The sequence below is a fragment of the Enterobacter cloacae complex sp. P14RS genome (assembly GCF_014895895.1).
Classification (GTDB): Bacteria; Pseudomonadota; Gammaproteobacteria; order Enterobacterales; family Enterobacteriaceae; genus Enterobacter; species Enterobacter bugandensis.
Genome location: NZ_JADBQM010000004.1, coordinates 250,271 through 270,661, shown reverse-complemented (window position 1 = coordinate 270,661; position 20,391 = coordinate 250,271). Strand labels below are relative to the sequence as shown.

Below are 20,391 nucleotides of genomic sequence, written 5' to 3'. Positions count from 1 at the left end.
CGGTGAGCTTGTGCCACCGGGCCTACGTTCAGACATTCAATACGTACCCATACAGCCGCTTAATCCCGTCCGCATCCTTCTCGCTGTAAACGCCCTGCAACTCCGGCGAGAAGCCCGGCAGCATATTAATGCCCTCTTCCAGCGCCAGGAAGTAACGCTGTACCGCCCCGCCCCAGACTTCTCCCGGCACCACGCACAGCACGCCTGGCGGGTACGGCAGCGCACCTTCGGCGGCAATGCGCCCTTCAGCGTCACGAATACGCACCAGCTCCACGTTCCCGCGAATGTACTCCTGGTTGGCATCCTGCGGGTTCATCACTACGGCGGGCAGGCTCTCCCGGCGGAACATCGCCTTCTGTAGATCCTTCACGTTAAAGCTGACGTAGAGATCGTGCATCTCCTGGCACAGTTGACGGATCGTGTAGTCGCGGTAACGCACCGGGTATTTTTGGTAGATGGTCGGCAGCACGTCGGCGAGCGGCGTGTCGTCTTCAATATGCTGCTCAAACTGCCCCAGCATCGCCACCAGCTGCGCCAGCTTCTCGCTGCTTTCAGCAGGCGTCAGCAGGAACAGGATCGAGTTGAGGTCGCACTTCTCCGGCACGATGCCGTTTTCGCGCAGGTAGTGGGCGAGAATGGTCGCCGGAATGCCGAAATCGGTATAGTGACCTGTTTCTGCATCAATGCCCGGCGTGGTCAGCAGCAGCTTGCACGGGTCGACGAAATACTGCTCGCTCGCATAACCCTCAAATCCGTGCCATTTGGCCCCCGGCTCGAAGCTAAAGAAGCGACGCTCGCTCGCGATGACCTGCGTGGGGTGATCCTGCCATGGCCGCCCCGCCACCACCGGCGGGATAAACGGTTTGATCATATGGCAGTTGGCGATGATGGCCTTGCGCGCCTCAATGCCCAGCTCGACGCACTCCGCCCACAGCCTGCGCCCGCTCTCGCCCTCGTGAATTTTGGCGTTCACGTCCAGCGCCGCAAACAGCGGATAAAACGGGCTGGTGGAGGCGTGCAGCATAAACGCGTTGTTCAGCCGCTTGTGCGGACAGAAGCGCGCCTGACCGCGGATGTGGTTATCCTTTTTATGGATCTGCGACGTTTGCGAGAACCCGGCCTGCTGCTTGTGCACCGACTGGGTCACGAAAATACCCGGATCGTTCTCGTTAAGCTCCAGCAAGAGCGGAGACGTTTCCGCCATCATCGGAATAAACTGCTCGTAGCCCACCCACGCGGAGTCAAAAAGGATGTAGTCACACAGATGGCCGATCTTGTCGATCACCTGGCGGGCGTTGTAGATCGTCCCGTCGTAGGTGCCCAGTTGAATGATCGCCAGGCGGAACGGGCGGGCCTCGTCGGCCTTTTCCGGCGCCGCCTCGCGGATCAGATCCCGCAGATACGCGTCATCAAAGCAGTGCTCGTCGATCCCGCCGATAAAGCCAAACGGATTGCGCGCCGCCTCAAGATACACCGGCGTGGCGCCCGCCTGGATCAGTGCGCCGTGGTGATTAGATTTATGGTTGTTGCGGTCGAACAGCACCAGGTCGCCGCGGGTCAGCAGCGCGTTGGTCACCACCTTGTTGGCCGCCGACGTGCCGTTCAGCACAAAGTAGGTTTTGTCCGCGTTGAATACTTTCGCCGCGAACTTTTGCGCGTGCTTGGCGGAGCCTTCGTGGATCAGCAGATCGCCCAGCTTAACGTCGGCGTTGCACATGTCGGCGCGAAATACGTTCTCACCGAAGAAATCATAGAACTGTCGCCCTGCCGGGTGTTTTTTGAAAAAAGCCCCGTGCTGGTGGCCCGGACAGGCGAAGGTGCTGTTGCCCATCTCTACATACTGGCTCAGGGTATCGAAAAAAGGCGGCAGCAATTCCTCTTCGTAACGGCAGGCGGCGCTCTCCAGTTCCAGGAACTCCTGAGCTTTACCCGAGATAATCGCCGTGACGCCATCAGGCACCTCTCCAGGCTCTTGCGAGAACATAAACACCGGTAGCTGAAAGCCCGTACGCTTCAGCAATGCGAGAATGCCGCTGTAGCTTTCAACAACGCTAATGACGACTGCCGCCACATCGGTGAAATCGGTGTTATCCAGCGTCACCTTTTCACGGTGCGTAGAAACTTTGGATACCAGCTCATGGCTGACGGCAATTTTCATGGTTTTCATAAGCGCAAATACCCTCACCGAGCGGTGAGACAGGGAGGAGAAAATTCGCGCAATCATGTCACTTTTTATTTTCACGCGCAAGAAGGAATCAGTATGCACGAAACCACCCAAAGCTAAGGCTCGCGCAGCCCTTACGTGCCATAATAATGCAATATCAATGAGTAAATAACAGGAGTTAACCGTGGTTATCGGGCCATTTATTAACGCCGGAGCCGTATTGCTGGGCGGCGTACTGGGCGCAGTGTTGAGTCAGCGGCTGCCGGAGCGTATCCGTTCATCCATGCCCTCTATATTCGGCCTGGCATCCTTAGGCATCGGCATCCTTTTAGTGATCAAATGCGCCAACCTGCCCGTCATGGTACTGGCTACACTGCTCGGCGCACTGATTGGCGAGTTTTGCTATCTGGAAAAAGGCATCAATAGCGCGGTGGGCAAAGCCAAAAACCTGATTGCCCGACCGGGCAAGGCGAAACACGGCACGCACGAGTCGTTTATTCAGAACTACGTCGCCATCATTATTCTGTTTTGTGCAAGCGGCACCGGGATTTTCGGCTCGATGCAGGAAGGGATGACGGGCGACCCAAGCATATTGATTGCAAAAGCGTTTCTCGATTTCTTCACCGCCACCATTTTTGCCACCACGCTTGGCATTGCCGTTGCGGCGATTTGCGTGCCGATGCTGCTGATTCAACTCGCGCTTGCCACCTGCGCCACCTTCATTCTCCCGCTGACCACGCCAGCGATGATGGCGGACTTCACCGCCGTCGGCGGCCTGCTGCTGCTGGCGACGGGCCTACGTATTTGCGGGATCAAAATGTTTGCCGTGGTGAATATGCTGCCCGCATTACTGCTCGCCATGCCGCTCTCTGCGCTCTGGACGCACTTTTTCGCTTAAGATTGCGGCGAAATGGCGAGAGATTGCGCAGTCTGTAACGAAAACAACATTTTTCGTTGACGGCAACGGGCAGATCGGGTTTAATGCGCCCCGTTGCCCGGATAGCTCAGTCGGTAGAGCAGGGGATTGAAAATCCCCGTGTCCTTGGTTCGATTCCGAGTCCGGGCACCACTATTCAGAAAACCCGCCCTTGAGGCGGGTTTTTGCTTTTTGGCTAATTCAGCAACTTTATACGCCCCTGTTTCCGTCCTTAGCTCACAAGGTGCCTTGAGGGTGTCGGTGTAATATCCTACCTGTTTGTAGAGCAAATCACTGTTGACTCTATCAGCTTCAAGTGCCAACAAATTTATCGCTGGATGTGTGCCTCCTTTTTTACATCAGCTGTTTTTATTAGCTGGAAAGCCAGACAGCAGCGTGATAAATATGTATTCTCAGGTCGAGGATAATGACGAACTAGCAACTTTCAGCTTCGTTAATGGGTTGACGGTTGACTACAGCACCAGCCATAAGCTATTAAGAGAAAGCGTAGCCCGAAAAAAATACTACGCCAGCGCGATGGGTCAAACCGGGAGAAATCGTCACCGTTCAAAACGTCGTTATTAATCACAGTAATTTACATTTCGGCGGGCAGTTAAAAACACATTCACAGGTGAATATGGCTATTTTTATAACGATGGATCCGACGCCTTGCTGGTTAATGAGGCTTTCCCCATAGAACCTTATGATGAATTGCTGGGATACTGGCCCAGCTTTGCTACACTCTCCCCTCGTTGCCGTGGTGCCTATCTTGACTGGCTGGCAAGCGACCGAAACAATTCATGACCACCAACAAAATATTCTAACCTGAAGTTTTCAACATAACCATTTTTAAGATTTCTCCCTGCATTTTCTGCTGCCTAAGTGCTTGATGTTTTTCCAAAACCATCAGATAGTCACGAAAATGACAATGTATCTTACCTCTTAATAATTCAGGTAAGAATTTTAACTGCTCATCAGGAAACATCACTGGAGAGGATTTTTTTATTACCGTATCTGGCGAAGGTAATAACATAAAATGATAACCTTCATTCATTGCAATACTGACTCCCTTCGGGTCAAAATCGCCAAAATAGATCGCAGCTTTCCCTGTTTTCAACCAGCAATGCTTCAACGCAACAGCCCCCTTACTATATGCCCGATCGCCACGGTAAATAATCAGAGGAGAACGAAAATCGCATTGGGAATAATCAAAAAGCGCCAGTTGGTAGAAACAATCCTGATTCTCCACCACGATAAGAACATCAAACTGCATCAGCGTAATCTTACGCCAATCCGTATCGACAGCCTCAATAGTCATCCCCAACTCATTGACCAAGGGCTGATTAAGACGGAGCAGCACACGATGCTGCTGTGGTCGAACTCCAGCCGTTTTAATCTCCTGATCACTTAACTGTGCGCTCTCAATGCGGCTCTTTAAACTAAGATCGTCACGAAAGTTCGCCTGTTTAAGACGTTGCTGGGTATCTGAAATTTTATTCAGCAATGCCACTGTAAAAAGGAACTCAGGCAGTAACAAACTGTTAGTAGGGATCAAATCCAGCTCAGTACACCAACGCAAAACCTGAGTCACGATTTTACCGCTAGTATTTTTCTTCTCGCTATGTTTCGCTTTCAGGCGATGATCAAGTTTTTTAAGCCAGACGAGTGCGTTATACGACAACGATTCTGCTTCGGTCATTTTCCCCTCACGCCAATACTTACATCCGATATAATACGCAGATCATTTACCGGGCTGGCCTGGCGCTCATCACAACGCTGCCAGAACCGCGGTTTATCCGCTAGCGGCAATGAATGATATTCCGTAATGACCTGATAAAGCCATATTTCGCTGTCCCAGCTTAGATGATTTTCCGCTAGATAATGCAGTGCGCTAACTGGCCCAGATTGTCCGGCAGCAAAAACATAAAAATCCTCAACGTCCATTTTAAGCGCAACCTGACGAGCAGCGACCTCCTCATCAACGGGAGGCATTACTGAACCCGCACTTTTTGGCACGGGTGGGGGCATAACCGATGCACGAGGCAGAGCGAGCAACATCTCCACCATAGCTTGTCGATCCACAGGCCTGTCGAGCGAAATGGAAGCTTGCAGTGAAAGTGGTGTCGCAATGTTGAATATATTCGGCACTTCCCGGCGTTCAGGATAGCTAGCCGGTTGATATTGTGGATGCTGACGCAAAAAAGCAGCCATATTCGTCACTAACAGTGTACGCGACTGCTGTTGGCGAAATTTAGCCATCAGATCCACCAGACGCTGCTGAACGGCCAGTAGTGAACTATGGTGAAGACTGACGCGCAATTGTAACTGGCTCACTAATAATTTACGAAGTGAACTATTATTTTCAGCAAACTCGATCAATTCAGGGAAAGCGATTAAAGCCAGTCCATCAAGCAGCCGGCGAACCTGATTTTGCGCTCGCGCATTCTCGATAATTTTTTCATTCAACGTGCTGACGAAGCCGAAATCGTTATTCAGACGATGCCAGAGGCTATCAATAGCCTCTTCAAATTGCCCGCTAAGATCGTGAATGAGCTCAGTCAGTCTCTGCATTTGTCGTTCAGCAATACTGTAATCGCCTTTATAATAAGCATCGCGCCAAGCCTGCACCTTATTGCGGATCTGCTCCAGTTTTTCTGCCACATCCGCATTAATTTGCCGTCGGCTCTCATCAGCAACCATGCTGGCGATGAGATCGCTTACCAGCGGGCGTAGCCTCAGCGGCTGTTGTTCATCAGGGCGATATACAATACGCGCTGCAATCAGCTTTTTTAATGTCTGGTCGCTAAAAGCCGTTTCATCAATAAACCCATCGACATAACCCTTCATCAAAGCGTGATGGTGTTTTCCCAACAACGCCAGCCGTTCAGCACCGTTTTTAAACAGGCCGGATAGCGGAAAAATTTCCTGCGCCATTATAAAAGCTCCTGCTGAACAGGCGGTTTGTCTTCAACTGGTAAATGCTCTTCATCACGGATAAAGCGGATCACGTCAATCAAATAATCAATTTTTCCCGTAGCAATAAATATCTGCTGCTCGGCGTTGGGTTGTCTGACATAGCCATGCTCTTTCAAACGCCGGAAAATTTGTTTGAGCTGAAGATCAATGGAATCACTCTTACAATTGAAAAAACGATCGCTGGAAAGCTGATTCAGACGCTGTTGCAGGCTCTGATTATCCTCTACACGCGTCATGATTTCCGACAACCTGATATAGTCACCAGCGGTCAATGTACTCTCCCGCCCTTGCGTCTCCTGTATGAGCTGTAACCATTCAAGCAGAGGCAGCAGAGAAGAGATGATGTCCTTAAACTGATTCATCAGTTGGCTGCGGGTATCGCGATTCATCTCACAAAAGCCCGCATAATAGACAGTTTTAGTTTCATTACTGACAATTCTGTAGTTAAGAGGGCGCAAATAGCTATCCATCGCTTGCCGGGTAATCTCATCCTGTAAGTGACGATAAGCATCCGGGTCGTTGATACGGCAAATAAATTCCCCTGTCAGTAGCCTTTTGATTAAAAGTCCATGTTCCAGCATTACATTGCCTCCTGTTCCATCTGCGCCAGTAGGGCAGAAAGGCGGCTCACTTTCGGCTGGATCCTTTTCAGCCTGCGCTGAGTCGGCTCAAGCTGATCGACATCGAGCAAATAACGATGCTTAAACAGCATTAACACATCAGACTCCGCATTCGGAAAAGCGCCTACAATCACAATATTATTATGGCTACAGGCAATAAATAATTTCTCCACATTGTGGTAAGCCAGCGTCCCGATTTCATCAATAGGCCAGTGAATAACGGCGTCTGATTTGCCTCTTAACAAACGCGTGAACGCCAAAAGATATTTGCACAAGATCAGATAGGCCATACCGTGGCTTGATGCTTCCAGTAGTTGGCGATCGTTTTTGATAACAATATCTTCCCCACCTTCATTCAGGTGAAGTTCGAGATTTAATAACGATTCCATTGTAAAACGCTCATCGGCATGCAGCAGTTCAACTACATCCATAAGTGCATTCAAATAGCTTTCGGGAGGTAGTTGCTGACCAGACGAGCGCCAGTCACTATAGTTTTTAGCAAAGCGCTTTAATGGTTTCCAGAAGCGTAACTGGTCGATGGTCGATAAAATACGAACTTCTGATTTATTGATGCCCTCCAGTTGCAAATCGTCGGTAACTGCATCGCTCAAACGCCGACTTTGGTGCGAAATCCGACGATTGATATCACTGAAAACATCAAAGAATTTTTTCAGATCGCCACCGATATTCTCCCCCATTTCCAGCAATTGCTGCTGTTTATCTTTAAGAAGCTGTAGTAGTTTCTCAAGTATTGGCAATTGCTGGCGGGTCCTTGAAGGATCGGGTAATTTATCTATCTCAGAATCCAACAATTCAAAGAAAGTGGGGTCAGCATCCTGATTAAAGCGCGACTTAAACTCATTCAGTTTGCTCTCCAGAGTACAGGTCAAACTGGCGTGTTGCTCCAACATATCGCTGGTACGCGACATCCGTTCATTAATATCAGCAGCTGCGTCAATATGAATCGGAATCATTTCGGTAAAAGGCAAAGGTGATAATCGTTCCAGTAATATTTTTAACTGACCGACAAACTCACTGGCCTGTCGTATCTGCATCTCATACTCTTTTTTCTCATTATTAAGCCTGTCTTTTTTATTCTGATAATCTGCCTGTAATTGCTGTTTTTTCTGCAACAGTTCACGATTTAGTTGAGAGAGTGCACTTTCTTTATTCTGTTGTTCCTGGCGCAACGTCCCGTAGTCAACTTTGATAAAACGAAGCCATTCGGTTAACTCATCCCGACGAGACTCCACTTCCTGAATGTCTTTTTTAAGCGTTTCAATACGCTGCCGTAGTACATTGACTTCGCGGGGATCGATTCCCTTCTTCGCTAAATTATCGTCCATCGCCTGCTGGAAGATCTTAATCTGCTCCTCCATATCGGCGTGTTTTTTATTTATCTGGCTAGACAGTTCCTCAATCTTCTCGTCAATAAGCTGCTGCTCACTTTGCAGGTCAATATTTAATTGCAAGGTTTGCGTATTATATTCTTCCGTCAACGCACCAATATCTTGTTCTTTCTGCTGCGTTAATTCGGCATGTGCTTTGTCTAAAGCCCTTAAACGGACGCGTTTTTCCTGCCGACGTTGTTGCTCCAGCGCTTCATGCTTTGCGATTAAACGCGATCGGGCATCGCGAGCATAGCCAACTTCCTGGTTTTGACGCTGACGTTGCCTTTCATACTCTTCTACTTGTGATTTCAAACGGTTAACGTTCTGATGATGCTCCTGAAGAGTGGCTTCGGACATGTTCTTCACTTCTTCAGCACGGGCTCTGGTTTGCTCCGCCTTATCAAGACTGTGTCGAATTGAAGCCTCATCTTGCGCAAAATCCTGCATATCTAACACGCTTAAATCCAGTTGCAGGCCGTACAGCGATTCCGACAGCTCGCCTGTTTCTGGTAGCAAATCTTTGCGTTCCAGCAGATTTTCATTCAGAACCTTACCGAGATTCTGTTCCCAGCCCTCATAATGTAAACGCAGAAAGTGACGTAAAGTACCCTGTTCAGGATCCAACTGACGATGTAGCCGCTGCAGTCGTTCTTCAGTCTGATGTAAGTTAGCACGGGCGTTGTGAAGCTGTTGCTCTACACTATCTTGCTTTATACGGGCCTCAGACAGCGTTGTCAGTGCATTTTGTCGCTGCTCAGCCAGTTGCAATAATCGCTCCTGCGCTTGCTCAATGCGTAGCTCAGCAAACTGGCGCTCTTCATGCTCTTGAGCTGTTAACTGGGAATGTTTAAGCTCAATGCTAACAGCCATTCGATCGCCTGAAATCTTCTCCAGTTGTTCACCGTAGTGATTTTCCTGCTGTTGTTTTCGCTCTTCGAAGCGCTGCCAAAGTATCTCTTTCTGGCTGTCAGATTTATTCCTGACCGCCTCTTTTTCCCGCTGGCAGTCCTGAATTTTTTGTTGAGTCAGACGTTCCTGGCGGTAAACACTGTCTTTTAGTTTTGCTTTGTGCTGTTCAAATTCTCGGGAAAGTTCACCAACCTGCTCCTGCATAAGCCGGAATTGTTCGCTTTGCACTGAAAGCTCCTCGCGCCATTGAGGTAACTCTTCCATGTGCGTCTGTAACAGGCGTATCTCTTTGCGTTCATAACAGTCGTATTGATTCTGGATATGATTCAGCCATGCCTGAATCGTTTTCAGGTCGCTTTGCGTTTCGCTTAACCTATCATTCAGTGCATTACGCTGTTGATTAAAGCTATCCTCTAATTGAACGAGCTCCCCACGACGCTGGTGAAGCAACTGCTCTGCATCCGCGCGTTTCTGCCTCTGAATTTGTTCATCGTTTCTTAACAAGGGGTGGAGCGCGGCTAGCTGTGCCTCTGTATCATCCAGCTTGAGTCCCAGGCGCTGTATGAACTCAAACTCCTGTTGTAATTTATCGTAGCGCAGCGACTGGCGCATTTTTTGGATCCATTCCCGCGCAAAGCCGCTTTTTACTTTTGTTTGCGGAAGCGTCACGCCATCATCGGCAAAAATCGCCGCCAGCATGGTTTTGAGCGTTTCCATCTTGCCTTCACCGGCATGAACCGCGCTTACTAATTTCTCAATATGCCTGAGCTTGTGGCTACCGCTCACCAGACTAAACGATACAGCCAGGCGGCGTAGTCTCATTGCCTCCGTCGAATTACCGCGTAATGAGGCGACATCATTCTGAATGATACTACGGTACTCCGTCGTTGAACCTATTTTAGCTGAAACTGAGACGTCATCCCGGCAGCGCATCTGGGCAGACCATTCGTTATAACTCATCCCTTTCGCGCCATCTTCGGTATAACGAAGGAAAAAGTCTGGATGATAAGGTGCGCTAACAAAACGATATTCCACGCCCCCCTCACCTTTACCCGTAAGAACAACCAGGCAATTTTCACCCGTTTCTCGCTGGTATTCATAAATAATATAGCTATTGCTGAAAGGGAGATAAAACTCGTCGAACTTCTTCCGCGTTCTCGGCACCACTTTATTGGGCTGTTCACCATAGAAAACCGGGACAAGACGTTGCAGAGTTGTTTTCCCTGAAGCATTAGTTCCACAAATATTAGTATGCTGCTCCAGTTGAATTTCAACAACACCAGGCAGGTGAGTGTGTATAAGAATGATGCGAAGCAGTTGTGGCATAATACCTCCCTGAACATAAAATAACCTCAGGATAGTACACCTAAAACCCTTTTTAAACATTGGGTTATTTCACAATTAGATCAGAAATCAGGCGATGTAAAAGTCTTTACGACCTTATAAAGGGAATTTTAACAAAGGTTAGAACCGAACTATTTTCTTGATTACTAATCCATCATGATGATTTAAAAGAAAAAATGAGGGTCAACCTCCTGGCCTTTACAATAAAATGCAGAAGAATTTATCAAATAGATCAAATTGGTAAGTAATTGAAAATACCGAGTACGGGCACCAAATTCATATTAACGGACCTCCACGGAGGTACGTTTTTGCATTCTAAGCCCGCCAAAATCAACGCATCTACACCCCCTTAACGACATCCTGACCACTGCGTCAGCAGCGCATGCAGTTTAGCCGGCTCCAGAGGCTTGCGCAGCACCAGATACCCTTCCTGCTCCGCCTCCAGCAGAACAGGCGAATTAAATTCGCCGCTGACCATCGCGCCGCTCATGTCCGGCAGACGTTCAAAAAGCGCTTTCAGGATGTCGAAGCCGCTTTCGCCGGATCGCAGGCGCTGGTCGCACAGCACGGCGAACGGGGTGAAGCCGTCGTCGATGATGGCGAACGCTTCTTCAGCGGAGGCCGCGCAGCGCACGTTGATTCCCCAAACGCTCATCAGGCTCTCCCAGGCTGACGTCACCAGCGGGTCGTCATCGACGACCAGGCAAGAACCGCGCAGCGGCGCATAGCGTACCGGCGCAGAGGCGTTGTTATCGGCGGGCGGGATGTCCGTCGCGATCTCTTCGCCAGCATATTGAGTGAAGCGCATCCAGAAGCGTGAGCCTTTACCTTCTATGGATTGCATCCCGTACTTCACCTTCATCAGCCTGGCACAGCGGGCAACCACGGCGAGGCCCAGCCCGTGTCCGGCGCTGTCGATCTTCCAGGCCAGTTCGGGGCGGTAATAAGGGGAGAAGATTTTACCTTTCTCGTCATCAGCGATACCGACACCCGTGTCCCACACTTCCACCAGGCACTCGTCACCGCGCGGTCGGATGGCAACCAGCACGCCGCCCTGCTGCGTGTAGCGAAGGGCGTTTTGAATCAGGTTAATCAGCGATTGTCGCACCAGCAGCGGGTCGCCCATCACGTGGATGCGGCGTTTGGGTCGACGGGTGGACAGCCTAAGTGCACGGCTGTTGGCCTCTTCGCGAAACAGCGTGATCACCGAGTCGAGCAGAGCGCCGATGTCCACTTTGGTAGGGGCAGTGAGCACTTTCCCGGATTCAATCTTGCTGAGGTCGAGCAGAGAATTGAACATCAAATGCACCGAGCGAACGCTCTGCTGCAGGTCAAGCAGCTGAGGCGTCAGGCTGTCGTCCCGATTTCGGTGGATAATCGCTTCAATCAAAAATCCCATGGCGTGTACCGGCTGACGCAGGTCGTGGCTGGCTGTCGTCAGGAACTGATTTTTATCCAGCAGCGCCTGCTCCGCTTCCTCTTTGGCCTGGCGAAACTGTTCTGCCAGGCGTGAGCTTTTTTCCTCAAGCAGCGCTTGCTGAATAAAGTACGCGTGCGACGTTAACGCATGGCGGTAAATGGCGAAGCCGTACAGCAGGTTCAGCATCAGCACAATGAATATCAGCTCGTCCAGCCGCCAGATGATGCCGATATTCAATACTCCCCAGGAGGCGAAGAAAAAGCACGTAAAGGTGCTGATGACTGGCGTCAGATGCGTCGCATTGGCGGCGACGATGGCGGCAATACTGATATTAAGGAGCAGGAAAAAGTCAAAGTTCTGCGTCTGCGGAGTAATTAAATAGAGAGATGAAATCCCCAGCCCGTGAATAAAAGCGATCTTATTTATGCGCGGAAGCCAGCGGCGCAGGACGTCCTCTTCATCATGCTCTTTCACTTCGCGCTGGTAGCGTCGGTGCAATATGCGGATCGCCACGGCACATAGCAGGTAAATAATTATCCAGATAATGGTTGGGCCAAGTTCATCGCCCAGCAAATAGATCCAGATGGCAAAAGGAATACCGACAAATGGCACCGCGCTAAAGCTGAACACCAGCCGCAAAAAAGTGTTGTTTAGCAAACGGATCTGCGCGGGAGATGAGATACCATCTTTCTGTAAGCTCTGGAAAAACCTCATTCTGATGATTCCCGCTTGCCATGCAGAAGCGTGATGGCTTCGACCCGGCTGTTAACGCCTATCTTTTTCAATATATTGCTGATGTGTTCTTTGACCGTGGGCTCAGAAATTGAAAGCTGCGCGGCGATTCGTTTATTTGGCAGGCCGCGCATAATCATATTTAAAACGTCTATTTGTCGCGGCGTTAAGTTAAATTTACTTAACTTCTCATTATTCGATTCAACGGGAAAATCGTTTCTCTCAGGAAACCAGGTCAGATTATCAAGGAGTGCACAAACGGCCCGTGAGAACATTTCAGGCGGTTCGCTTTTCAATACAAATCCGTGTCCCCCGGCGGCGTGAACTTTCTGCCAGATGTCATTATTGTCATCCCCGCTGACCACCAGGAACCGTACCTGTGGGTAATGTTGTTTTACTTCTTTGAGTAATTTCAGTGCCGTTCCGGACGAAAGCCAAAAATCGATTACCAGCAAACGCGGCGGGCCATTATCCCTAATTTGACGGTAGCAATCTTCCTCATTCGTCACCACGCTCGCCTGCTTAAACTGGCAATGTGAAATCAGAAAATTAGCGATGCCGCTTGCTACCAATGGATGGTCATCAACGACCAACGCATAATTCTGCCCCAAAGGATCCTCCTTTTACCTTCGCATATCTGAGTGTACAGATGAATTATTATCTACCCACCCTACTTTAGGAGGGTTTTTTCGATTAGGAAAGGGAAATATATTATTCGCTGATTTGGGTAAATGAAAACATAAATACAATCAGTGAAATTAACTGATTGGATATCAAGGATAATTTATGAAAAAACCACTCATTTTTTTAAGCGTTACGTTGATGCTCGCCGGTTGTTCCACGCTAAAAACCGATCAGGCTATTCCACTCCTGCAGGCGGAGACCGCTAAAATGCTGGGACTGGGCTCATCGGATGAAATAACCGTGACCAATGTTAATGGCGCCCAGCCGGACGCACTGGGAGGGCAAAAACTGTCTTATCGCGCTACGACGGAAAAAGGGCGTATTTTCGATTGCTCATCAATGATGATGCCGGGGATTTTAGGATCCGCCCCGACGCTCAGCGCACCAACCTGTACCCCTGTTGTCACGCATAAATAATTAACGGCAAATGAAAAGGCGTACATAAATAACGCCTTTTATATTTTCTGACGTATCTGAGTTTTCATAAAAACGATTTTCCAGACATCACGCTAATGAGTACGGAGATAGCCCGTGAATAACTCTACATCGCATGCTTTAGCGGTTAAGACGCCGCTTTCCAGACTTTACCTCGCTCTATTTTCCGCGCCGCTGTTACTGCTTTCACCTGCCGATTTCGCGCGCGCAGCCGATGCCATTTTTGATGGCGAGGCGCGTATAACCGAAACGCTGGGTTACACCGGAGATGTTTACGTTGGACGTAATCAACCCGGAAACCTGCTGATCGATAATGGCAAAATCACCGCCTATAACATCAACATCGGTCGGCTGTTCGACGGCCAAATTTATGAAAGCGTGGTCACGGTCCGTGGGCCAAACGCTGAGCTTAACGCAGTGAACGATCAGTACGTCCTGCGCGGCGATCTGAATCTTGGCCTCGGCACCCTGCGAGTCGAAGAAGGCGCGCTGGCCAGCGCAAAAGAAATTGTTGTCGGCACCACCCGCGGCTACGACAGTCACCTTATCGCCACTGGCGCCGGCTCTCGCGTGACCAGTAATTTTCTCAGCGTAGGTACCGATCTGGGGGCACGCTCCACGCTGGCGATTGAAGACGGCGCGGCGCTCAGCACCGCCTACGATGCGCGCATCGGCAATGGTACCGGGCCGGGTGAAACCGACACGCTAAGCCCGAAAGCCACCGTCACGGGGAGCGGCTCACAGTGGAACGTTGGCCGTACGTTGACGCTTTATGGCGACCTGGACGTGCTGAACGGCGGTGCGGTTAACGTTGGCGGCGTGCAGGTGGCGGGCGTCTCCGGGGCAGGTAAAACCGCCGAGCTGGTTATTGCGGGCAAAGACTCGCGCTTTACCAGCGGCAGCAGCGTGAGCGTGGGCGATTATGGCAATGGCGTGCTGTCGGTGATTGACGGCGGTTCATTTTCCGCTGGCAGCAATACGCTGATCGTGGGGACCTCGGGTTCCGGCTCGAACCGGGGTGCGCTCATTATCGGCAGCCGCGGCAATATGGAAACCGGCACGGGTTTAACTGAGCCAACGCTTGGCACAGCGGGCGGCGCGGGTACTCTCGATGCGAATACGGCAATCAGCCTACGCGGCGGGCTGTTCGGCAGCTATGTCTACTTCAACCATACCGATGAAAATTACGTCTTCAGCAACAAGATGAGCGGCGAAGGTGAGGTGATCAATACTTCCGGGCAGACAACGCTGAATGGCGATCTTTCAGCCCTTCAGGCGAACGTGACCGCGCGCGGTGGCAAAGTCATTATCGCCAGCAACATCAACACCCAGCCAGAAGACGATATTTTTGATATTCAGACTCTTAGCGCCGAGAACGGCGGGACGCTGATCCTCAACGCGACGGCGGGATCCGACGTTAGCGACGGGCTGGGCTACAGCAGCGCCGCGTCAATCAAGGCCGGCGGAACCCTGGGAGGGAACGGCACGCTGGGCCAGACCGAGATCCTTTCCGGCGGGCATATCTCGCCCGGGGATGGCGATATCGGCACGCTGACGCTGAAACGTTATCTGAATTTTGTGGGTGACTCTTTCTATGATGTCGATATCGCCGGTGATGGCCGCAGCGACCAGCTGCTGGTCGCAGGCAAAACGACCATCAGCGATCGGGCTCAGGTACAGGTCACCGCGCTGGATCCGCAAACCAGCTACAAAACGGGCCAAAGCTACCGCATTTTAACCTCCGACGGGGGAATTGACGGTCAGTTCGCGGGGGCGGTGTCTAAATCCGCCTTCCTGGACGTGGCGCTCAACCAGAGCACCAACGCCGTCGATCTGACCATCGCGCAGAAAGAGACCGGCGGCGAGAATCCGGGAGGCGAAAACCCGGGAGGTGAAAATCCAGGAGGAGGAAACCCAGGCGGTGAGAACCCGGGCGGAGAAAACCCTGGCAGTGAGAATCCGGGCAGCGGCAAGCCGGGGATTTTCCAGACCGTCGCCAAAAGCAGCAACCAGTGGAATACCGCCGGCGCGCTCTCCACCCTGACGCAAAGCGTCCCGTCGCTGGCGCTGTATAACTCGCTGCTGGTACTCAGCGCGCCGGAAGCGCGCGAGGCGTTCAACCAGCTGTCCGGTGAAGTTTATCCGTCAATGCAGTCCAACCTGATCGCCGGCAGCACGCAGGTGTTTAACGTTTTAAACCAGCGTATGCAGCGCGCGTTTGATAACGACAGCCTGCCGATACCACCGTTAGCGATGTCGCTGGTGCAGCAGCCGGAGCCGCAAAACAATGGCGTCTGGGGCCAGACCTTCAGCTCCTGGAGCCGAAACGACGGCGACGGTAACGTGGGCAAGCTGGACGGCAACACCACCGGCTTCCTGCTGGGGGCAGATCGCAAGCTGGCGGATCATAACGTGCGTGTCGGTGGCTACTTCGGCTACAGCCGCGGTGATTACGACGTCGACAGCCGTCGTTCCTCAACGGATACCGATAACTACCACCTTGGCCTGTATGCGGCGGGTCAACAGGATGCGTTCTCCCTTCGCGGCGCGCTGGGTTACACCTGGCACAAGATCGATGGCGAGCGCAGCGTTGATTTCAGCGGCTTCTCGGATCGGCTGAAGTCGGATTACGACGCCAACTCGCTGCTGGCATTCACCGAAGCGGGCTATCGCTTCGGCCAGCCTGATATGAATATCGAGCCGTTCGTCAATTTATCGTACATTCGACTGCATACCGACAGCTTCAGGGAAGACGGCGGTGCCGCCGCGCTGAGCGTAAGTAACGAAACGATGAACACCTTCTACTCCACCCTCGGGGTGCGCGGTGTGACCGAGCTGCCGAAGAACGTGAACCTCTACGGTTCGTTGGGCTGGCAGCACGCCTATGGCGATAAGAATACCTCTTCGCGCATGGCGTTTGCGGGCAGCGACGCGTTCATTACTCAGGGGCAGGCCGTGGATGAGGACGTGATGGTGGGTGATATCGGCGTGAGCGTACAGCTGTCGCGTGCTGCGACGCTGGATGTGGGTTATCAGGGGCAATATGGTGCGGATACCCGCGTCAACTCGGTTAACGCTAATCTGCGCTGGTCGTTCTGAATTATTTCCAGTAAAAGAACCCGCCCTTGTGGCGGGTTTTTTCTTTTGGGCTCTCAGGAACTCAGGGATCGTTCCCAACCGCATCCAGCAGTTTGTTTTTAAAGATAAACAAACACGCCTCGTTGAAGTTCTCCGCCCCCAGGCGTTCCGACAGCGCTGTCCGTTTGCGATAGAGGCTCTTCACCGACGTGTTCAGTTCATCGGCAATCGCTTCCATCGACATCCCTGCCCTCAACAACCGCAGCATGATCGCTTCGTGCGTGCCAAGCCGTAAGTTAAGCAGCCACTTGGTGGTCAGACGCCTGCCCTTCATATTGAGCACCAGGTTAAACAACGATGCCATATCCGGCGCCGTAAGCGACGTGTTCATAAACAACTTCATACTGAGTAGATTCTCCTCGCGATGTCGCATATCCAGCATAACGCAGCAGATCGTTTTTTTTGTTCTGGCCGGATGGCGTATCAGGTAATCATATAAACGGAGCGGAGAACGGCTATCAATCAACACAGAATATTCATCTGCACCGTTATCGAATATGTTTCTGTCAATCGAGTCGAGCAGGATAATATCCGGGAAAAATAGTCTCATCCCCCTGACAAGATAGCGATCCTGGGTCACTAACACTATTGAAGTTGCCACTAACCATCCCTTTTAGATTAAAGCAAGAACGCACCTTCAGAAAGAAGGCCGCCTTCGTTTTATAGCGCTGTAATATTAACGACAATATGTATTCTGGCGTTGAACATCCCTCAATACAGACATTGATGAGTAAGACTTCCTGTAGACTTTCATTCAATGGCTGGCGTTAATTATAAATAAAAAACAATCGCAGAAAAGTCACTTCACTGAACATTAAGACTTTTTGTCATGAAACTTCCCAAACATGCACCAGAAAGTACTTTAATTGCTACAATAAAACCTCGCCAGGAATATAAACAAACTCAAAAAGACATAAATAAAACACATTAATATCAAATGGTTGCAAACACACATTCAATTCAAAATAATCACAAAAGACTTCTCATTCCAGAATTATCCCAAAACTATCCCTCTGCTTTTCACCATATTTATCCGGCAACATATCAGGTGTACATTACCTTCCACCCAGTCCCCAAAGAGGAGGTTCCATAATTACCTTAAAGTAAGTACCCCATAACGTTACTGCATTCAGATTTAATGTTCTCATTTATGGCCTTTAACGCAGAGTTAAAAGGCGGCCGTGTTATGCAATGGATTCATGATAAACAAATGGCAAATAGATATGGAAAGATCGCTTCGCTTCAATACGTTATTCTTTTATCGCGCCCCAGGATTATTGTTTCTGCTATTTCTGTTTCCTGTTCTCGTTCAGGCAACGGAATCCGTTTATGAGCAACAGATTCAACAGGCACGTAACGGTAATTACACGCCGTTTCTCAATTATCTTCAGCGGTATCAGCAACAGCATGCTCTGACGCCCGAGCAAGTGGCGGACTGGTTACAGGTGGCTGCGTGGGCAGGTCGTAATGACGAGGTGATTCAGCTCTGGCAGCGCTATGGCATTTATATGCCGCTGCCCGCTCGCGGCGTTGCGGCTGTCGCGCAGGCCAGAAGAGATCAAAAAGCGTGGCAGCCTGCCTTATCACTGTGGAAAGAGGCGCGTAGCCTTGCGCCACATAATGACGATTATCGTATCGGCTATATCAAAACCCTGGCCGATGCCCGCATGGATACGCTCGCTCTGCAGGAAGCCCGCCAGCTGGTGACGGAGGATCCCTCTCCGGCGCATCTTCAGACGCTTTCATACGTCTGGTTACGCCAGGGAAAAAGCTGGGATCGGCTTTTAGCGGACACGCGCGCGCTGACCCTCGCGCCGGAGAATAACGCGCTCCTTAGCGAGCTGATTGACGCGCTAACGGATAACCGGGTGAGTACTCCCGCGCTGATGCTGTCACAAAGGGTAACGCTGACCCCCGCGCAGCGCCGCCGTCTGGAGCTTAATGCCGCCGCAGAATGGGTTCGCCTTGCCGACGTGCCTGGCAGAACGGAAAAGGAGCGCCTGCAGCTGGCGCAAACGGCACTGAATCGTTACGACGCCCTGCTCTCACGCTGGCAACACGAACCGCAGGCAGCGGAAGACATCATCCTCGCCCGTATCGACAGGCTGGGTGCGCTGTACGCGCATGGCGATTACCCGCAGGTCATCCGTGAATATCAGGCGCTGACGGAGGCGCAGCATTCGGTGCCGGGCTGGGCCATCGGCTGGGCGATCTCCGCGTATCTGCAGGAGAAAAACGCCACTGCCGCCTTCTCGCTGCTGCAACGCTATCCGCAATACGCCGCCGATCCCCAGGACGAGGAGCATGCGCTTTTCTACGCCTGGCTGGACACGGGGCGGTATCAGGCCGCTCGGCAGTACGTAGAGCGCCAGACCCGCAGCGTTCCGTGGACCCGCTACGATTTCGGCTCGCCCACTCCGCAGCCCAACGATCGGTGGCTTACCGGGCAGTCGCTCAAATTTAACTATTTGCTCTCAACCAACGCCCTGCCGGATGCGGAGAAGCTGGCGCACCGTCTGGCCACAACGGCGCCGGGCAATCAGGGGCTGCAGATTGACTATGCCACCCTGCTTCAGGCGCGGGGTCAGCCGCGCGCGGCCGAGCAAACGTTAAAAAGGGCGGAGGCGCTGGAGCCATCTAATCTGGAGCTGGAACAGCAGCAGGCTTACGTCGCCATGGATCTGCAGGAGTGGCGCCAGATGGATTTACTGGCCGACGACGTGCTTGCCCGCGCGCCCGTTGCTCGCAGCGCCAGGCGTCTGGACAGGCTCAGAACGGTGCATCACATGTCCGAGCTGCGCTTTAACACGAGCAAGGGCTTGCACTCCGATAACCCCATCAGCGGGACGCACGACCTGAACGGGGATGCCACGCTCTATGGTCCACCGGTAGCGGATAGCTGGCGGCTGTTTGCGGGTACCCGCTATGCGCAGGGTAATTTCGATGAAGGCAAAGGCACCAGCCGTCACCTCCTGGGCGGCATCGAGTGGCGTCCTCGCGACCTTCAGCTCGAAGCCGAGGTATCCAGCAACCGCTATCACGGTGAAAACAAGCCGGGTGCTCGCCTCTCAACCACGTACTTTCTCAATGATAACTGGCAGGTCAGCGGCAGCCTTGAACGCTTATCCCGCACCGCGCCGCTACGGGCATTACGCAACGGGATTAGCGCCAACCGGGGTGAAGGCGGGATCCGCTGGTATCAAAACGAGCGCCGTGAGTACCAGTTCAGCGCCGCCGTCAGCCGCTTCTCAGACCATAATCGCCGACAGGAATACACCCTTACGGGTAAGGAGCGTCTCTGGCAGACCCCGACCCTGACGCTGGATCTTGAACCGGGGATCGCCACCAGTAAAAACAGCCTGCGGGACACGCTCTATTACAACCCGGCGCGGGATCTGTCCGTGACGGCCGCCCTGTCCGTGGACCATGAGATGTACCGCCATTACGACACCCTCTGGAGCCAGCAGTTGGTGGCGGGAGGCGGCAGCTACTGGCAGAAAAACCAGTCCGTTGGCGCCATAGCCCTGCTGGGCTACGGGCAACGCGTCCAGTGGAATAACGTCATTGATACCGGCGTGATGCTGAACTGGGATAAACGCCCTTACGACGGCAAACGCGAGAGCAACCTCTCCGTCACGCTTGATGCGACTTTACGCTTTTAA

The 20,391-nt window shown here is 51.8% G+C and carries 13 protein-coding genes and 1 tRNA gene; 6 read left to right on the top strand and 8 right to left on the bottom strand.

Features of this window, described 5'->3' with window-relative positions:
- Positions 1-28: 28 nt before the first annotated feature.
- A complete protein-coding gene (locus IM295_RS03230; protein WP_049138373.1) occupies positions 29-2,167 on the bottom strand; it encodes an ornithine decarboxylase in 2,139 nt (712 codons plus the stop codon).
- 181 nt (positions 2,168-2,348) lie between these two features.
- On the opposite strand from IM295_RS03230, the gene IM295_RS03225 reads away from it, so the two are divergent.
- The 3 genes from IM295_RS03225 to IM295_RS22975 all read left to right on the top strand — a co-directional run bounded on the left by IM295_RS03225 (position 2,349) and on the right by IM295_RS22975 (position 3,884).
- On the top strand, positions 2,349-3,062 hold the full coding sequence (locus IM295_RS03225) for a DUF554 domain-containing protein (RefSeq protein ID WP_193066210.1): 714 nt from the start codon (positions 2,349-2,351) through the stop codon (positions 3,060-3,062).
- 95 nt (positions 3,063-3,157) lie between these two features.
- Positions 3,158-3,233, top strand: a tRNA-Phe gene (locus tag IM295_RS03220).
- Positions 3,234-3,749: 516 nt separating this feature from the next.
- Positions 3,750-3,884 (top strand): TerB N-terminal domain-containing protein, encoded by a 135-nt coding sequence (locus IM295_RS22975; RefSeq protein ID WP_226859407.1) that lies wholly within the window; start codon positions 3,750-3,752, stop codon positions 3,882-3,884.
- Between the two features lie 16 nt (positions 3,885-3,900).
- On the opposite strand, the gene IM295_RS03210 is transcribed toward IM295_RS22975, so the two are convergent.
- From IM295_RS03210 to IM295_RS03185, 6 genes are all read right to left on the bottom strand, one after another.
- Positions 3,901-4,779, bottom strand: a complete 879-nt coding sequence (locus IM295_RS03210) for a Wadjet anti-phage system protein JetD domain-containing protein (protein WP_193066209.1) — start codon at positions 4,777-4,779, stop codon at positions 3,901-3,903.
- On the bottom strand, positions 4,776-6,014 hold the full coding sequence (locus tag IM295_RS03205) for a hypothetical protein (RefSeq protein ID WP_193066208.1): 1,239 nt from the start codon (positions 6,012-6,014) through the stop codon (positions 4,776-4,778). The genes IM295_RS03210 and IM295_RS03205 overlap by 4 nt, the downstream gene beginning before the upstream one ends.
- On the bottom strand, positions 6,014-6,637 hold the full coding sequence (locus tag IM295_RS03200) for a hypothetical protein (protein WP_193066207.1): 624 nt from the start codon (positions 6,635-6,637) through the stop codon (positions 6,014-6,016). Before IM295_RS03200 ends, IM295_RS03205 begins: the two co-directional genes overlap by 1 nt.
- On the bottom strand, positions 6,637-10,302 hold the full coding sequence (locus tag IM295_RS03195) for an ATP-binding protein (RefSeq protein WP_193066206.1): 3,666 nt from the start codon (positions 10,300-10,302) through the stop codon (positions 6,637-6,639). Before IM295_RS03195 ends, IM295_RS03200 begins: the two co-directional genes overlap by 1 nt.
- A 367-nt stretch (positions 10,303-10,669) precedes the next feature.
- On the bottom strand, positions 10,670-12,454 hold the full coding sequence (locus IM295_RS03190; RefSeq protein ID WP_193066205.1) for a hybrid sensor histidine kinase/response regulator: 1,785 nt from the start codon (positions 12,452-12,454) through the stop codon (positions 10,670-10,672).
- Entirely contained in the window at positions 12,451-13,083 is a 633-nt protein-coding gene (locus IM295_RS03185; protein ID WP_028014393.1) for a response regulator transcription factor, read from the bottom strand. The genes IM295_RS03190 and IM295_RS03185 overlap by 4 nt, the downstream gene beginning before the upstream one ends.
- Before the next feature lie 175 nt (positions 13,084-13,258).
- On the opposite strand from IM295_RS03185, the gene IM295_RS03180 reads away from it, so the two are divergent.
- Both IM295_RS03180 and IM295_RS03175 read left to right on the top strand, forming a co-directional pair.
- A complete protein-coding gene (locus tag IM295_RS03180; protein ID WP_028014394.1) occupies positions 13,259-13,573 on the top strand; it encodes a lipoprotein in 315 nt (104 codons plus the stop codon).
- 114 nt (positions 13,574-13,687) lie between these two features.
- The gene (locus IM295_RS03175; protein WP_193066204.1) at positions 13,688-16,690 is read left to right on the top strand and encodes an autotransporter outer membrane beta-barrel domain-containing protein; all 3,003 of its coding nucleotides are present in this window, start codon (positions 13,688-13,690) and stop codon (positions 16,688-16,690) included.
- Between the two features lie 61 nt (positions 16,691-16,751).
- On the opposite strand, the gene IM295_RS03170 is transcribed toward IM295_RS03175, so the two are convergent.
- Entirely contained in the window at positions 16,752-17,279 is a 528-nt protein-coding gene (locus tag IM295_RS03170; RefSeq protein WP_045260784.1) for a helix-turn-helix domain-containing protein, read from the bottom strand.
- Between the two features lie 673 nt (positions 17,280-17,952).
- On the opposite strand from IM295_RS03170, the gene pgaA reads away from it, so the two are divergent.
- Positions 17,953-20,391, top strand: coding sequence for a poly-beta-1,6 N-acetyl-D-glucosamine export porin PgaA (gene pgaA / locus IM295_RS03165; protein WP_193066203.1), 2,439 nt, complete (start codon positions 17,953-17,955; stop codon positions 20,389-20,391).

What these genes read in the sequence shown, in the direction of transcription:
- IM295_RS03180 (WP_028014394.1), top strand. Translation starts at nt 13,259, where the DNA reads ATGAAAAAACCACTCATTTTTTTAAGCGTTACGTTGATGCTCGCCGGT.
- pgaA (WP_193066203.1), top strand. Translation starts at nt 17,953, where the DNA reads ATGGAAAGATCGCTTCGCTTCAATACGTTATTCTTTTATCGCGCCCCA.
- IM295_RS03210 (WP_193066209.1), bottom strand. Translation starts at nt 4,779, where the DNA reads ATGACCGAAGCAGAATCGTTGTCGTATAACGCACTCGTCTGGCTTAAA.
- IM295_RS03190 (WP_193066205.1), bottom strand. Translation starts at nt 12,454, where the DNA reads ATGAGGTTTTTCCAGAGCTTACAGAAAGATGGTATCTCATCTCCCGCG.
- IM295_RS03200 (WP_193066207.1), bottom strand. Translation starts at nt 6,637, where the DNA reads ATGCTGGAACATGGACTTTTAATCAAAAGGCTACTGACAGGGGAATTT.
- IM295_RS03205 (WP_193066208.1), bottom strand. Translation starts at nt 6,014, where the DNA reads ATGGCGCAGGAAATTTTTCCGCTATCCGGCCTGTTTAAAAACGGTGCT.
- IM295_RS03170 (WP_045260784.1), bottom strand. Translation starts at nt 17,279, where the DNA reads ATGAGACTATTTTTCCCGGATATTATCCTGCTCGACTCGATTGACAGA.
- IM295_RS03230 (WP_049138373.1), bottom strand. Translation starts at nt 2,167, where the DNA reads ATGAAAACCATGAAAATTGCCGTCAGCCATGAGCTGGTATCCAAAGTT.
- IM295_RS03195 (WP_193066206.1), bottom strand. Translation starts at nt 10,302, where the DNA reads ATGCCACAACTGCTTCGCATCATTCTTATACACACTCACCTGCCTGGT.